Annotated in this window: 14 protein-coding genes; 4 read left to right on the forward strand and 10 right to left on the reverse strand. The window is 63.0% G+C overall.

The features are described from left to right. Positions 1 to 128: 128 nt before the first annotated feature. The 3 genes from mreD to AC1DVV_RS19900 are packed head-to-tail and all read right to left on the reverse strand — an operon-like array spanning position 129 to position 2,666. The gene (gene mreD, locus AC1DVV_RS19890; RefSeq protein WP_457281704.1) at positions 129 to 647 is read right to left on the reverse strand and encodes a rod shape-determining protein MreD; all 519 of its coding nucleotides are present in this window, start codon (positions 645 to 647) and stop codon (positions 129 to 131) included. After that, the gene (mreC, locus tag AC1DVV_RS19895) at positions 644 to 1,564 is read right to left on the reverse strand and encodes a rod shape-determining protein MreC (RefSeq protein WP_457281705.1); all 921 of its coding nucleotides are present in this window, start codon (positions 1,562 to 1,564) and stop codon (positions 644 to 646) included. The genes mreD and mreC overlap by 4 nt, the downstream gene beginning before the upstream one ends. 58 nt (positions 1,565 to 1,622) lie before the next feature. Then, on the reverse strand, positions 1,623 to 2,666 hold the full coding sequence (locus AC1DVV_RS19900; RefSeq protein WP_457281706.1) for a rod shape-determining protein: 1,044 nt from the start codon (positions 2,664 to 2,666) through the stop codon (positions 1,623 to 1,625). A gap of 282 nt (positions 2,667 to 2,948) precedes the next feature. On the opposite strand from AC1DVV_RS19900, the gene gatC reads away from it, so the two are divergent. Genes gatC through gatB form a run of 3 tightly spaced genes read left to right on the forward strand, consistent with a single transcriptional unit; the run spans position 2,949 to position 6,272 of the window. Then, positions 2,949 to 3,248: an Asp-tRNA(Asn)/Glu-tRNA(Gln) amidotransferase subunit GatC gene (gene gatC, locus AC1DVV_RS19905; protein WP_457281707.1), complete on the forward strand. Its 300-nt coding sequence runs from the start codon at positions 2,949 to 2,951 to the stop codon at positions 3,246 to 3,248. Between the two features lie 8 nt (positions 3,249 to 3,256). Next, positions 3,257 to 4,771: an Asp-tRNA(Asn)/Glu-tRNA(Gln) amidotransferase subunit GatA gene (gatA, locus tag AC1DVV_RS19910; protein ID WP_457281708.1), complete on the forward strand. Its 1,515-nt coding sequence runs from the start codon at positions 3,257 to 3,259 to the stop codon at positions 4,769 to 4,771. A gap of 1 nt (position 4,772) precedes the next feature. Then, entirely contained in the window at positions 4,773 to 6,272 is a 1,500-nt protein-coding gene (gene gatB / locus AC1DVV_RS19915; protein WP_477702051.1) for an Asp-tRNA(Asn)/Glu-tRNA(Gln) amidotransferase subunit GatB, read from the forward strand. A 39-nt stretch (positions 6,273 to 6,311) separates the two neighbouring features. Here gatB and AC1DVV_RS19920 read toward each other — a convergent pair whose 3' ends face one another. Together AC1DVV_RS19920 and pyrE are read right to left on the reverse strand one after the other, a co-directional pair. Beyond that, complete coding sequence (locus tag AC1DVV_RS19920) at positions 6,312 to 6,980, reverse strand: DUF4124 domain-containing protein (RefSeq protein WP_457281709.1); 669 nt, start codon at positions 6,978 to 6,980, stop codon at positions 6,312 to 6,314. Between the two features lie 9 nt (positions 6,981 to 6,989). Then, positions 6,990 to 7,739, reverse strand: coding sequence for an orotate phosphoribosyltransferase (gene pyrE / locus AC1DVV_RS19925; protein WP_457281710.1), 750 nt, complete (start codon positions 7,737 to 7,739; stop codon positions 6,990 to 6,992). An 11-nt stretch (positions 7,740 to 7,750) separates the two neighbouring features. Here pyrE and AC1DVV_RS19930 point away from each other — a divergent pair, with 11 nt between their 5' ends. Then, the gene (locus AC1DVV_RS19930) at positions 7,751 to 8,617 is read left to right on the forward strand and encodes an exodeoxyribonuclease III (protein ID WP_457281711.1); all 867 of its coding nucleotides are present in this window, start codon (positions 7,751 to 7,753) and stop codon (positions 8,615 to 8,617) included. 323 nt (positions 8,618 to 8,940) lie between these two features. Here the strand turns inward: AC1DVV_RS19930 and AC1DVV_RS19935 are convergent, their stop codons facing one another. The 5 genes from AC1DVV_RS19935 to AC1DVV_RS19955 form a co-directional block, all read right to left on the reverse strand. Next, entirely contained in the window at positions 8,941 to 9,324 is a 384-nt protein-coding gene (locus AC1DVV_RS19935) for a response regulator (RefSeq protein ID WP_457281712.1), read from the reverse strand. Between the two features lie 2 nt (positions 9,325 to 9,326). Then, the gene (locus tag AC1DVV_RS19940; protein WP_477707243.1) at positions 9,327 to 12,233 is read right to left on the reverse strand and encodes a PAS domain S-box protein; all 2,907 of its coding nucleotides are present in this window, start codon (positions 12,231 to 12,233) and stop codon (positions 9,327 to 9,329) included. A gap of 24 nt (positions 12,234 to 12,257) precedes the next feature. Next, entirely contained in the window at positions 12,258 to 12,626 is a 369-nt protein-coding gene (locus AC1DVV_RS19945; RefSeq protein ID WP_477667555.1) for an Hpt domain-containing protein, read from the reverse strand. A gap of 320 nt (positions 12,627 to 12,946) precedes the next feature. Then, a complete protein-coding gene (locus AC1DVV_RS19950; RefSeq protein ID WP_457281715.1) occupies positions 12,947 to 14,104 on the reverse strand; it encodes an HPP family protein in 1,158 nt (385 codons plus the stop codon). A gap of 20 nt (positions 14,105 to 14,124) precedes the next feature. After that, positions 14,125 to 14,967, reverse strand: coding sequence for a M48 family metallopeptidase (locus AC1DVV_RS19955; protein WP_457281716.1), 843 nt, complete (start codon positions 14,965 to 14,967; stop codon positions 14,125 to 14,127). Between the last annotated feature and the right edge of the window lie 5 nt (positions 14,968 to 14,972).

A 14,972-nucleotide genomic window follows, 5' to 3' on the forward strand; every position in this document is an offset into this window, starting at 1 on the left:
GAGCCGAAAAAGGCCAGCATGAGCCGCGGAACTGGCTTTGCCAGGCCGCTGGCGGGCGGCCCCCTCGGGGGGCAGGGAACACACGAAGTGAGCGACCGTGGGGGCCATATCTAGCGTGGGGGCCATATCTAGAGTGGCCGGTTCTGGTCGGGATCGGGTGCACGGCGCTGCGGCACCAGCAGCAGCACGCTTACCACCGGCCACAAAACGGCCTCAATCAGCGGCGCCAGCAGCATGATCCAGCCCGGGAAAATGCCGCCGCCGATCATGCGGATCACCAGCTCCACACCATGCGCCACCGCAAACAGCGGCAGTACCTGCAAGGCCTGCGACGGTACCGTGAACCAGAGCAGGCGGCGATGGATCATCGTGGCAAAAAAGCTCAGCGCCGTATAGGACAGCGCATGCTGGCCCAGCAGTGAGGACTGGTGCACGTCCATGCCCAGACCGAACATGAAAGCCACGCCGATGCCGACACGCAGCGGCTGGTGCACGTTCCAGAACACCAGCACCAGGGCCAGGAAATCGGGCATCCACGGCACGCGGCCCAGGGGCAGCATGTCCAGCAGCAGCGCCGCGATCAGGCTGCACCAAATGAAGACGGGATTGGCCGGCAGCAGCAGCTGCTGGCCCGATCGCATGATCATTTCGAAGCCCCCTTCTTTTTGGGTGCAGGTTCGGGCGTGTCGTCGGGCCGTGGCGGGATCTGGCCGGTGCCGGGCTTGACCACGATAACGTGCCGCGCACCCGTCACGAGCGCCTGCGGTGTGCAGAAAATTTTTGCGAACGCCGATTCCGCGCGCCGCTCGATGCGGCTGATTTTGGCCACCGGCAGGCCGGCCGGGTAGACGCCGTCGACGCCGCTGGTGGTCAGCAGGTCGCCTTGCTGCACATCGGAGTTGCTGCCCATGAAGCGCAGCTCCAGGCCGCTGCCCGAAACGGTCGGGTCGCCATAGGCCACGCTGCGCGCGCCGGTGCGCACATTGAGCACCGGAATCGCCAGGTCGCGGTCGACCAGCAAGGTCACTTCGCTGACCAGCGGATGCACGCGGGTGACTTGACCCAGCACGCCAGACTCGTCCAGCACCGGCGAGCCCAGGTCAACGCCCTGCGCCATGCCTTTGTCGATGATCACCTTGCGGGTGTAAGGGTCCGCAGCGTCGTACAGCACCTCGGCAGCCATCACCGGCGTGCCGAGCTGTTCACGCAGGCCCATGAGCTTGCGCAGGCGGTTGTTCTCCTGCGTGAGCTGCTCGACCTGGCCGGCGCGCAGCGACTGAAGCGCGAGCTTGCGGCCGGCTTCTTCGCTGCTGGTTTTGGCCTGATTGAGGGTGGTGAAATATTCACCGCTGCTTTTGACAGCGCGCACCGGTTGCAGCGCCAGCCATTGCACCGGATACAAGGCCGTAGCCAGCGCGGCGCGCACCGGTTGGGTAATGCGAAAACGCGTGTCGGCCACCATCAGGAACAGCGACAGCGCGCTGAAAAACACCAGCTTGGACAGCGCCGAAGGCCCCTGTTTGAAAAAGGGCGGCGGGGATCTGTCGAGGGTTCCTAAAGGCATGGTTCGCTGTCAGGCTGGCCCCGCTTCATGCCCGGCGTGCAGCATGAAGTGAAGACGCTTATTCCGAGGTGAAGATGGAACCCAGGCGGTCCATGCGCTCCAGCGCAATGCCACAGCCGCGCACCACGCAGGTCAGCGGGTCTTCGGCCACCAGCACCGGCAGGCCGGTTTCTTCGGCCAGCAGGCGGTCCAGGTCGCGCAGCAAGGCGCCACCGCCGGTCAGCATCATGCCGCGCTCGGCGATGTCGGCGCCCAGCTCGGGCGGCGTTTGCTCCAGCGCGTTCTTCACGGCGCTGACGATGTTGTTGAGCGGGTCGGTCAGGGCTTCGAGGATTTCGTTGCTAGAGATCGTAAAGCTGCGCGGCACGCCTTCGGACAGGTTGCGGCCCTTGACTTCCATTTCCTTGACTTCGGAGCCCGGGAAGGCCGAGCCGATGCTCTTCTTGATGGCCTCGGCGGTGGGCTCGCCGATCAGCATGCCGTAGTTGCGGCGGATGTAATTGATGATGGCTTCGTCGAAGCGGTCGCCGCCGACACGCACGCTGCCCTTGTAGACCATGCCGCCCAGCGAAATCACGCCGACTTCGGTCGTGCCGCCGCCGATGTCGACCACCATGGAGCCGCTGGCTTCCGACACGGGCAGGCCCGCGCCAATCGCGGCAGCCATCGGTTCTTCAATCAGGTACACATCGCTGGCACCGGCGCCGAGCGCGCTTTCGCGGATGGCGCGGCGCTCAACCTGGGTGGAGCCGCAAGGCACACAGATGATGATGCGCGGGCTGGGCTTGAACAGGCTGCGCGGGTGCACCATCTTGATGAACTGCTTGAGCATCTGCTCGGTCACGGTGAAGTCGGCGATCACGCCGTCTTTCATCGGGCGGATGGCCTCAATGTTGCCGGGGACCTTGCCCAGCATGGCCTTGGCTTCGTGGCCGACGGCCTGGATGGTTTTTTTGCCCTGGGGGCCGCCTTCGTGGCGGATGGCAACCACAGAGGGCTCATCCAGCACAATACCGCGGTCGCGTACAAAAATCAGGGTGTTGGCGGTGCCAAGGTCAATGGCCAGGTCGGTGGAGAAGTACCGACGGAATGATTCAAACATATGCAGGAGTCCGGTTGAGCATGAGCAAACTTCGTTGCTCCATCGCCTTTTTATTGATCAAGCAATTATGGGGAAGTTGAGCCAGAGGCGCTCTGAAATCTGCTTCTGGCACCTAAAAAACGCCTAAAGCCCGCATCCAACCCTGATTTCACACCAAAGGCGGGATAATAACGCATCCCCTATAGATCAATAGCTTTAGCCTGCCTGTTTTTTCAGCTTTACACCTCGTTTCAGCCCCTGTTTTCTGGTTTATTTTTCCCGTATTTCCTTCATCCCTACCCCATGGCATTGACACCCCAAGACATCGCCCGCGTCGCCAATCTGGCGCGGCTGGAATTGCGCCCCGACGAAACCGAGCACACCCTGGCCCAGCTCAACGGCTTTTTTGCCCTGGTCGAGCAGATGGAAGCCGTCAATACCGACGGGGTGGAACCTTTGGCCCATCCGGCCGCGGTGATCGGTGAAGTGGCCCTGCGCCTGCGCGAAGACGTCGCCAGCGAGCCCAACCAGCGCGAGGCCAGCCAGGTGAGTGCGCCCGCCGTAGAACGCGGCCTGTTCCTCGTGCCCAAGGTGATCGAATGAGCGGCGCCATGAAATCTTCTTCCGCTTCTTCTGACCTCCACGACCTGGGTGTTGCCCAGCTGGCCGCCAGATTGGCCGCCCGCGAAGTCTCCAGTGTTGAGGTCACGCAACATTTCCTGGCCCGGATCCAGCAGGAAAAGCTGGGCGCCTTCCTGTCCACCAATGCCGACGTGTCGCTGGCGCAAGCCAAAGCCGCCGACGCGCGACGGGCCGCCGGTGAACGCACACCCCTGCTGGGCGTACCGCTGGCGCACAAGGACGTTTTCGTCACGCGCGACTTCCCCACGACAGCCGGCTCAAAAATCCTGGAAAACTACCGCAGCCCCTTTGATGCGACCGTGGTGGGCAAGCTCGGCGCAGCCGGCATGGTCACACTGGGCAAGCTCAACTGCGACGAGTTCGCCATGGGCTCGGGCAACGACAACAGCGCCTACAAGCCGGTGAAGAACCCCTGGGACCTGCAACGCATTCCGGGCGGCTCCTCGGGCGGCTCGGCGGCCGCCGTGGCGGCCCGTCTGGTGCCCGCCGCGACAGGCACCGACACCGGCGGCTCGATCCGCCAGCCTGCGTCGCTCACCGGCATCACCGGCATCAAGCCCACCTACGGCCGCTGCTCACGCTACGGCATGGTGGCCTTTGCCTCCAGCCTGGATCAGGCCGGCCCGATGGCGCGCAGTGCGCTCGACTGCGCCCTGCTGCTGTCAGCCATGGCCGGGCCCGACCCCGACCGCGACTCCACGTCGCTGGACTTGCCTGTCACTGACTATGCTACTGATTTGATAGCTGCCGGCGCACAATCTGCGGGTGCAAAGCCGTTAAATGGCTTGAGAATCGGGCTGCCCACGCAATTCTTCGGTGCGGGTTGCGCACCTGACGTGCTGGCCGCCGTGCGCGCCGCGCTGGCCGAATACGAAAAGCTGGGCGCCACATTGGTGGACGTGAGCCTGCCGCTGACCGAGCTGTCCATCCCCGTGTACTACGTGATCGCGCCGGCCGAAGCCAGCAGCAACCTGAGCCGCTTTGACGGCGTGCGCTACGGCCATCGCGCCGCCAACTACACCGACCTCAACGACATGTACAAGAAGTCGCGTTCGGAAGGTTTTGGCGACGAGGCCACGCGCCGCATCATGATCGGCACCTACGTGCTGTCGCACGGCTACTACGACGCCTACTACCTCAAGGCGCAGAAAATCCGCCGCCTGATCGCGCAGGATTTCCAGACCGCCTTCACGCAGTGCGACATCATTGCGGGCCCCGTTTCACCCACCGTGGCCTGGAAGATCGGTGAAAAGTCGGACGACCCGGTGGCCAGCTACCTGGCCGATATCTACACGCTCTCATCGAGCCTCGCCGGCCTGCCCGGCATGAGTGTGCCGGCGGGCTTTGGCGCGGGCGGCATGCCCGTCGGCCTGCAGCTGATCGGCAACTATTTCAAGGAAGCGCAGCTGCTGGGCGCCGCGCACCAGTTCCAGCTGGCCACCGACTGGCACCTGCGCCAGCCCCCAAGCCTCCAAGTGATTTGACATGAGCCAGACCCAACCCACCGTCAACCCCTTCGCCGAAATGCAGGCCGGTCGCCCCACCGGGCCGCTGGTGCAAGGCTACGAAGTCATCATCGGCTTTGAAACCCACACGCAGCTCACGACGCAATCGAAAATCTTCAGCCGCGCTTCCACCGCGTTCGGCGCAGAGCCGAACACGCAGGCCTCCGCCGTGGACTTCGCGCTGCCCGGCGCGTTGCCGGTGATGAACAAGGGCGCCGTGCAACGCGCCATCGAGTTCGGCCTGGCCGTGAACGCGCATATCGCCGAGCAGAGCGTGTTCGCGCGCAAGAATTACTTCTACCCCGACCTGCCCAAGGGCTACCAGATCAGCCAGTTCGAGATTCCGGTGGTGCAAGGCGGCAGCGTCGAGTTTTTCCTGGACGGCGAGAAACGCTCGGTGCGCCTGGTGCGCGCACACCTCGAGGAAGACGCCGGCAAGTCGCTGCACGAAGATTTCATTGGCATGAGCGGCATCGATTTGAACCGCGCTGGCACGCCGCTTCTCGAAATCGTGACCGAGCCCGACATGCGTTCGTCCGCCGAAGCGGTGGCGTACGCCAAAGAGCTGCACAAGATCGTCACCTGGATCGGCATTTGTGACGGCAACATGCAGGAAGGCAGCTTCCGCTGCGATGCCAACGTGTCGGTGCGCAAGCCCGGCGCCGAGTTGGGCACGCGCCGCGAGATCAAGAACCTGAACAGCTTCAAGTTCATGCAGCAGGCCATTGACTATGAAGTGCGCTGGCAGATCGAACAGATTGAAGACGGCCGCGCGATCCAGCAGGCCACGGTACTGTTTGACCCGGACACGGGCGAGACGCGTTCGATGCGGACCAAGGAAGATGCCGCGGACTACCGCTACTTTCCCGACCCGGATTTGCCGCCGCTGGTGATCGGCCGAGACTGGGTGGAAAAGACCCGCGCCGACATGTCAGAGCTGCCGCGTGTGATGGCCGCGCGTTTTGTGGCTGATTACGCCCTGCCCGAATACGACGCCGGCCAGCTCACGCAAAGCAAGGCAACAGCAGCTTATTTCGAAGCGGTGGCGACACTCAGCAAACAGCCCAAGCTGGCCAGCAACTGGGTCATGGGCGAGTTGTCGCGGCGGCTGAACAGTGAAGAGAAATCGATTGAAACTTCCACCGTCAGCGCAGCGCAACTTGCCGCCCTGATTGGCCGGATTGCGGATGGCACGATTTCCAACAATGCCGCCAGGCAGGTGTTTGATGCGTTGTGGACCGGCGAGGGTCAGGACGTAGATGTCATCATTGAGGCCAAGGGCCTCAAACAGATGAGCGACACCGGCGAGCTCGAGAAAATCATCGACGATGTTCTTGCCGCCAACGCCAAAAACGTCGAGGAAGTTCGATCCGGCAATACCAAAGCCTTCAACGCACTGGTCGGCCAGGCCATGAAAGCCACCAAAGGCAAGGCCAATCCGGCCCAGGTGAACGAGTTGCTCAAAAAGAAACTGGGCTGACCGTTCTGACGGCGTTAGCAGCGGCCCAGGGGCGAGCCGCTAATTTTTTGCGGCGCCAGCAACACCACTGGCCGCAATGGCAGGCACGCCGGCAATGGTCCACAGCTGCTTGAGCTTGGCCAGCTCTTCGTCAAACCGCTGGTTGACGCGTTTTTTTTCCTGCTCCTGGTCCTGGATGAACTTCTTCTGTACCAGGGCGCTGCTGTCGTTTTCCTCGATCTTGCGTTTCAGCGCGAGGGGCGCCTTGGCGGGGTCTTTCGCGTAGAACTCGAGCTCGCTGTTGATGCTCTTGCGCTGCGCGGCCAGTTCCACCGTTCTTTTGCTCGCAGCCTTGATGACCTCGTCGATCTGGGCTAGCGCGGTGACGCGTTCCTGGTCGTGCACTTCCCGGCGCGGATAGCGCAGCAACAGGGCGCGGTCACGCCGTTTTTCCTCGGCTTCGCGTGCGCGCACTTCGGCGGCGACCTTCTCTTTTTCCTCAAGGGCGGCGCGCTCCTGCACGGTCAGCGACGGGCCCACCTGGCGCTTGACCGCGCCGGACGGGCTCAGCTCCTGCTGTGTGCGGTCTATGCATTCAATGATCGGGCGGTCTGCCGTGATCTTGCGGCCTTTGCCGTCTACACAGGTGTAGATGTTCTGCGCTGCAACAGGGCCGGCCAGGCACATGAGTGAAATACAGGTGACCGTGAGCGGGGTTCGCAGGAGCAATTCGAATCCTTAATTGACGCCGTATCGTTCGCGATAGGCCAGCACCGACTGGTAGTGCGCTTGCAAAGATAACGTTTCAGGAGCGCTTGTAGCCGACGTGCCGCCCTGCCTGGAGAGATACTGCAGCAAGTCGGTCAGGCGCGCAATCGCACAAACCTGCAACCCCAACTGATTCGTAACATATTGCACAGCACTGTGGTTCACATCCACACCGTTTTCGGTGGCCTTCTCCTGCCGGTCCAGCGCCAGCGCCACGGCGTGGGGAATGGCCCCGGCTGCCCGGATGATGGCAATGGATTCGCGGGCAGCGGTGCCGGCGGACATGACGTCGTCAATGATCAGTACGCGGCCCTTGACCGGGGCGCCGACCAGCGTGCCGCCTTCGCCGTGATCCTTGGCCTCCTTGCGGTTGTAGGCAAACGGAAAATTGCGCCCCAGCCGCGCCAGCTCGACGGCCACCGCGGCAGCCAGCGGAATGCCCTTGTAGGCGGGCCCGAAAATCATGTCGAATTCAAGACCGCTGCGCTCTTCTTCGGCCAGCAGGTGGCGCGCATAGAATTGCGCCAGCCGGCCCAGCTTGGCTCCGTCGTCAAACAGGCCGGCATTGAAAAAATAGGGGCTCATGCGCCCGGCCTTGGTCTTGAATTGCCCGAAGCGCAGTACGCCTGATTCGACGGCAAACTGCACGAATTCCAGTGCCAGCGCATCGTCCGCAGAATGCGCTTTGCCCTTGTTGTCCCGTTTCCCTGCCGTGCTCATTTGAAAGTCCCATGTTTAAATTAACCAGCCTCAACCTCAACGGTATCCGCTCCGCAGCCAGCAAGGGGTTGCTGGACTGGGTTGCACAATCCATGCCGGATTGTATTTGTGTGCAGGAGCTCAAGGCCCAGGCCGCCGACATGAGCGGCCGGTTCGAGGAAATCGCCGGCATGAAAGGCCATTTTCACTTCGCCGAGAAAAAGGGCTACTCCGGCGTCGGCGTGTACACGCGGCACGAACCCAGCGATGTCATCGTGGGCTACGGCTCCACCGAGTTCGACGCCGAAGGGCGTTATGTGGAACTGCGCTTTGACAGACCCGGGCGCAAACAAAGCCCCAAGCTGTCCATCATCAGCTGCTATTTCCCGAGCGGCTCTTCGGGCGAGGAACGCCAGGCCGCCAAGTTCCGCTTCCTGGCCGAGTTTTATCCGCGCCTGCTGGCCCTGAAGGAAACGCGCGACTTCGTGCTGTGCGGCGACATCAATATCGCGCACCAGGAAATCGACCTGAAAAACTTCAAGGGCAACAAAAAGAACAGCGGCTTCCTGCCCGAAGAGCGCGCCTGGATGACCGAGCTGCTGCGCGATGCCGAGCTGGCCAACGAAGCCGCACAGGAGCTGACAGAGCGCACAGGCCCCTCGGTCAAGGGCGGCGGTATGGTCGATGTCTACCGAAAGCTGCAACCCACAGCCACGGACGCGGCCTACACCTGGTGGAGCAACCGCGGCCAGGCCTATGCCAAGAATGTGGGATGGCGGCTGGACTACCACCTGGCCACGCCGTCATTTGCCGCGCTGGCCCGCAGCGAACATATCTACAAGGAACAGCGGTTTTCCGACCACGCGCCCATGAGCGTGGACTATGAGTTTGGACTTTGACCCCCGCCCAGGCTCACTGCGTGTAGCCTGTCCCCCCTTCCAGGGGGCGGCGCCTGCGGTCTGGCAAAGCCAGTCCCGCGGCCCCTGCTGGTGAATACCCCGCTGGTTAGTCCCTGAATTTTCAACCCAGCCGGGGCCGCGGATCCGGCTTTGCCGGGCCGCAGGCGCAGTCCCCTGCAAGGGGAAAAGGGCTACACGCAGTGAGCCCGATAGGGGTGTGCCAATTTCTCGGCTTTGCCAGACCGCAGGCGGGCGGCCCCCTCGGGGGGCAAGGAGTTACACGCAGTGAACGACTGTGGGGGCTCTACTCCACCGTGGGGGCTCTACTGTGCTGCCCAGATGCGCTGGATCTGGCTAGACAGCTCCATCGGGTCAAACGGCTTGGGGATCACCTCCATGGCGCCCAGGCCCTTGTACACCGCGACCTCTGCAGCCTGCACCTTCGCGGTCATGAAAATCACCGGCGTGTCGGCCGTGGCCGGCAATGCCCGAAGACCTTTGAGCGTGCTGGGCCCGTCCATGCCGGGCATCATCACGTCCAGCAGCAGCAGGTCGGCGCCGGCGCCCGGTGCGGCATCCAGCGCCTCCTGGCCCGAAGCGCAGGCGATAACGGTGAAGCCGCCTACGGCTTCCAGCGCCATCTGCGCAACCATACGAATGTCGGGTTCGTCTTCGACATACAGGATACGGGTCAGTGGTTTGGTCATGATCAGATCAGGGGTTGGGATTGGGTGGGGCGGTAGTCGGCGGGAATCTGGAGCACACGCTGGATTGTATTGAGCAGTTCGGTATTGGAAGTATGGGCCTTGACCAGCACCGCATCGGCCTGCTTGCCATCTGCCGGGTTTACGTCGCCGGCCGAGAACACGATCACCGGCGGACGCGGATCCAGGGCGTCGATATCCTCGAACAGGTCCCAGCCCGAATGGCTGCCGAGCGACAGGTCCAGCAGGATCAGGTCGAATGAATGCTGGCGCAGTAGGGCGCGAGCCTCGTCCAGCGTTGTGGCAAATTCGAAGGTCGCAAAATCCTGTGCAATGGCGGCCGTGATTTGCTGGATATCCTGGTCGTCTTCGACATGCAGAACGCGCGGTTTGCCTTCATCCACGCTGACAACGGCCCGTCGCAAGCTGTGAATAAGCAACCGCTCGTCAATGGGTTTCTTGAGCCAGTCCGACACCGTGTGCGGCTTGCGGTTGAACTGCAACTGCCCCTGCTCGGCCATGGCCGAGATCACCACAACAGGCAGGTGGCGGGTTCTTTCATCCTCCCGCAGCTGGCCGATAAAGGCCACGCCGTTCTGCCCCGGCAGTTTCAGGTCTACCGTCACCGCGTCGTAGCTGTTGGCTGCCAGGCAAGCCAGCGCCTGCTCCGCGCTGTGTGTCATATCGGAGTCGAACCCGGCCTTGCTTAGCATCATGCTGATCAGCCTGGCCACGTCGGGATCGCCTTCGCAGATCAGGATGCGAGGCCGGGTTGAAACAGCCGGCTGTATCCGCACGGGTTGCAGCAGTGGCACCGGGTTGGTCCATTCCGGCACCTCAAAAAAGAAGGTGGTTCCCACGCCTTCCGCGCTGCTGAAGCCGATCGTGCCGTCCATCTTTTCCACCAGCGCGCGAGAAATATTCAGGCCGAGGCCGGTTCCGCCTTTTTGCCGGGTGTCGGAAGAATCTGCCTGCGAGAATTTCTGGAAAATGCGACCGTGGAACTCCTCGGGAATGCCGGGGCCGACATCAACCACCTCGACGCGAACGCGCTGCGCCGACCTTGACAGCCTGACCTCCACCGGGCTGCCCGGCGGCGAAAACTTGACCGCGTTGGACAGAAGATTGGTCAAAACCTGGGTCATGCGATCGGCGTCGATCCGCACCTGCAGGGCGACGTCAGGCGCCCGCAACACGAGGTCCACCCGGTGCTGGCCGGCAAAGCCCTCGTTGGCGACCAGCGCCTGCTGCACCAGTTGCCGAAGGTCCACCACCTGCAGGTCCAGGCGCAATTTGCCGGACTCGATTTTTTCACTGTCCAGGATGTCGTTGATCAGCCGGATCAGGCGCTCGCAGTTGCTTTGGGCAATGCCCACCAGGTTCTTCACCGCCGCAGGCAGCTCACCGGCCACGCCGCCGGAAATCAGCCCCAGAGAGCCGCGTATGGACGTCAGCGGCGTGCGCAGCTCGTGGCTGACGGTGGATACGAATTCGGTCTTCATGCGGTCGATACGCCTGAGCTCGGTGATGTCCGTGCCCATTGAGAAGAACCCGATGACCTTGTCTTTGGCGGCGCCTTCGCCGTAGCGGGGGAAATACTGCATCGCGAAGTGCCTGCGCTCGCCTTGCGGCGTCACCTGGGTGCGTTCGTAGCGGACCGGCTTGCCGCTCAGCACTTCTTCCACTTTCTCCCGGACGGTTTCGTAAATCTGCGGACCCAGCACTTCAGCCAGGGGGTGCCCGTCGATCTGCTCGAAGCTCAGGCCGAAAGCAGCTTCGTAAGCGCGGTTGTGAAAGCGAAAGCGCTGCTCCGTATCGAGGTAAGCAATCAGGGCCGGCACCGTATCGGTGACCTGGCGCAGCTGGGACTCGCTCGCCCGCAAGGCCTTGCTGATGCGCTTGCTCTCGGTAATGTCATGCATCAACGCGGTGAAAAGGCGGCGGCCGCCGACCTGCACATCACTAAAAGACACACTGACCATGAACTCGCTGCCATCTTTGCGCATGGCGCGCACTTCCTGCCCGGATATCCGGAACGTTTCCGGCTGCTCCCGCATCATGGAAGTGAAATCCTTGTATTGCTGGCGAAACCGCGGCGGCACCAATTCCGACACGTCACGGCCGATCAGATCGCTTTTCTCGTACCCAAAGAGTTGCAAAGCCGCCGCGTTGGCCTCCAGAACGATATCGTCGGACGTGGTGGTGATCACCGTTTCGACCATACCCTCGGTAATGCTGCGGCTCATCACTTCTGTGTCTCGCAATTGCTCCTCGCCGCGTTTTCGCACGTGCTCATAGTGCTTGACCACATAGACCATCCAGGCCAGCATGCAGGCAAACAGCAGGTTTCCCGCGATGATGAAGCCCTGAGCCCACTGGGCGCTATGCTCCGCCGCGGCCTGCGCGTCACGCCACTTATGGACCTCGCGATTACGCGCGTTTTCCAGCAACCCGTCGGTGCGCAGCCTCAATTGCCGGCTGGCATCACTGCCGAGAACGGTCGCAGCGGCTTCGGGGCCGGACGCCTTGCGCGCCGCGATGGACTGGTTCGCGATCTGGGCGCGCTGGTTGATCAGTTCGTCAAACTCTACGGCCTCCTGCAGCACGTTGGCGCTGCGCATGCGTGCCCTGATCGCGCGCAACTCGACCCGAGCCCGCTGGAACTCCTCCAGCTCCTGGGGGCTGCCGCTCAGAAGATACTGTCGCAATGTGGACTCGGCCGTGCGGAGGCCGGAGTCCGCACGCTCGAGCATCACCAGCGTGTCTTCCGTGCGCACCCGGGATTGCGCCGTTTCAATCAGGCGGTCGATGCCGATGTACGAGGCCGCACCCACAACCATCATCAGCACAAGGCCTGCAGCCAATGCGATTTTGATCTTGACCAGAAAAGCGTTGGAGGAAAACATGGACATTTTGTGCGATCTGATCGTAGGCGTTCACGCAGTACCGGGAAAGCGCTGCTGCAGTGCCTTAACTGCCCGTCCGACTTCGGCCTGCACCTGCGGCGAAAGCGGCCGGCCGGCACCGACATGAGGTTCTATGGCCAGTTCCAGCGCCTGGGCCGCAAGACCGAGGTCGGCCCATCCGAAGGTTGCCGCAGATCCGGCCAGGCTGTGCGCATGGCGTTCCAGGGTTGGCAGAGCCTGCGCCAGATCGTCGCCGTTGAGAATTTGTTGCCATAAGGCCTCCACCTGCTCAAGACGACGCGGCAACGAGCGGGTGTAATCGGCGCGCTGCTCCTCCAGAAATGCGAGCAGGGCCGGGTTGGGTTGCGTCATGGCATCCGGAAAGCTGGCGCCAGCCATGCGCTATTTGATGCGGTGCCGCGGGAGAAGCTGGTGACCAGCCCCGAAGTCGCCTTGGCATGCAAGCCGCGCGGGCACGCATGTTGCACTTGATGAAGAAGAAAGCACATGCGGCTTATCTTACGGCGCAGGTGCCAAAACGCAGCGTAGGACAAGTACGAGGTTTCGCCTTGGGGTGCACCGCTTGCGGCGGGATGTCAGAAGCGAATCATCTGTACCGATGAATAATTAATTCTTATAGCCTGCTTTATCGCAAAAACCCCTGAATCTACGCGGAAACTAAATACATTAGCATTCAATCATTGGGGCCGCCGCGCGCATCAAGCCGATGGATCGGCAGCCCGCCCCAGCGCAGCGATCACATCAGACTGGGTAATAATTCCCACCAGCCGCTCTCCCTCCCCGATGATGGGAATGTGGTGGTGACCGGTGCTGCCGAACAGCGGCACCAGCTCCACCAGCCGCCGGTGCATGCCCGCTACGCGCACGTTGCGGGTCATGATCTGGCCCACGACTTCGGGTTTGTCGGAGTAAACGCTGCGCGTGGTGCGCACCAGCTGCCTCAACTTGGCGTCAAAGCCTTCGTACAAATCGAGTTCAGCCGCCCGCATGAAGTCGGCCTGCGTGATGATGCCCGCGATGCGGAAGCTGCGGTCCACCACCGGCAAGGCCTTGATGCGGCGCTCCCTCAGCAGGGCCCAGGCCTCTTCCAGCGGAGTGCCGAATTCCACCGTGACGAGATCGCGCGACATGACGTCGGCGCAGCGGACTTCCGCCAGTTTGCGGTCGTACGCGCGCAGCCGGGTTTCGGCCAGCAAGGTCTTGAGGTCGTCGCGGCTGACGTCCAGCACCTGGTTGTAGCGCGCCAGTACGGCGTCCAGATCCGCATCAAGCAACTGGTCTTCTACGGACGGCGCGGGGCCCGGCGGGGCCAATTGGGTGTGGGGATAGGCCCTGCGCGTGGCGTTGTTGTAGGCGACGCCGACCGCCACCAGCAGCACGGAGTTGAGCATCACGGGATAGAAGGCAAACAGCGGGTCGGAAACTCCGCCCAGCACCACCATCAAGGCAGTGGCGCCGCCCGGCGGGTGCAGGCAGCGCAACGCCAGCATGAGCGCGATGGCCGTGGCCACGCCCACTGCGGCCGCAAGCGCCGGCGAGCCCAGCAGATGCATGCCATGCACGCCCGCAATGCCGGCAAGCGCCGACAGGGTATTACCGCCCACCACATTCCAGGGCTGCGCCATAGGACTGGCCGGCACGGCATACACCAGCACGGCGCTGGCGCCCAGCGGCGCCACCAGCCAGGGCAGGCCCGGCATCATCCGGTCAGCCAGGTGGCACAGCAGCCCCGTCACGAAAATACCCAGCAGCGACCCAACGACAATGCGCAGTCGCTCGCGAGAGTTGATGCGGGTGCGTCCCGGCCGGAAGCCCCGCCACCAGGCGCGCGTGAAGAATGCGGCGCGCTGCGTCAAACCGGTCACCAGGGGCCAGATCAGCCGCGCGCGCGTTGATAAAGACCCTGCACCTTGGGCACATTGGCCTGCAGTTGCTGGATGCGCTCAGGACCGGAGGGATGGGTAGAAAGAAAGCTCGGACCGCCGGCACCGCCACCAGCCTGCGCCATTTTTTCCCAGAGGCTGACGGATGCCTGCGGGTTATAGCCGCCGCGCGCGGCCAGCTCCAGACCCACGAGGTCGGCGTCCGTCTCGTCTTCGCGGCTGAAGCGCAGCGTCAGCAGCTGGGTGCCGATGTTGGCAGCCACGTCGCCGAGCTGGCCCAGGCCGAGCAATTGCGCACCCAGCGAGAGCAGCTGCCCGGTTCCCGCGCTCTTGGCGATGCGGGAACGTGCATGCTCGCGCAGCGCATGGGCCATTTCGTGGCCCATGATCATTCCAATTTCATCGTCGGTGAGCTTGAGCTGATCGATGATGCCCGTGTAGAACGCAATCTTGCCTCCGGGCATGCAGAAGGCGTTGATCTGCTTGCTGCCGAGCAGGTTGACCTCCCAGCGCCACTGGTTGGCACGGTCGTTCCACTGTGCGGCCTGCGGCACCAGCCGGGTAGCGATGCCGCGTATGCGCTGCAGCTGGGGATTGCCCGGCGACGCCAGCGCCCCTTTGGACTTTGCCTCCGCCAGCAGCTTGGCATATTCCTGCGTGGCGGCGTTTTCCAGTTCCTCGGCAGGGATCAGCTTGCGCAGCCCCGATGACGGCCCGACATCAACCTGCGCAAGCAGCGGGGTGGTGACGGCCGTCGCTGCGGCGCCGCCGGCAGCCAGCAGGAACGCCCGGCGGCCAGCCCAGGCAGAGTGTTTGGCCTCGCATAAAAAGCACATGGGTG

This window comes from Polaromonas sp. P3_B4 (assembly GCF_056402835.1).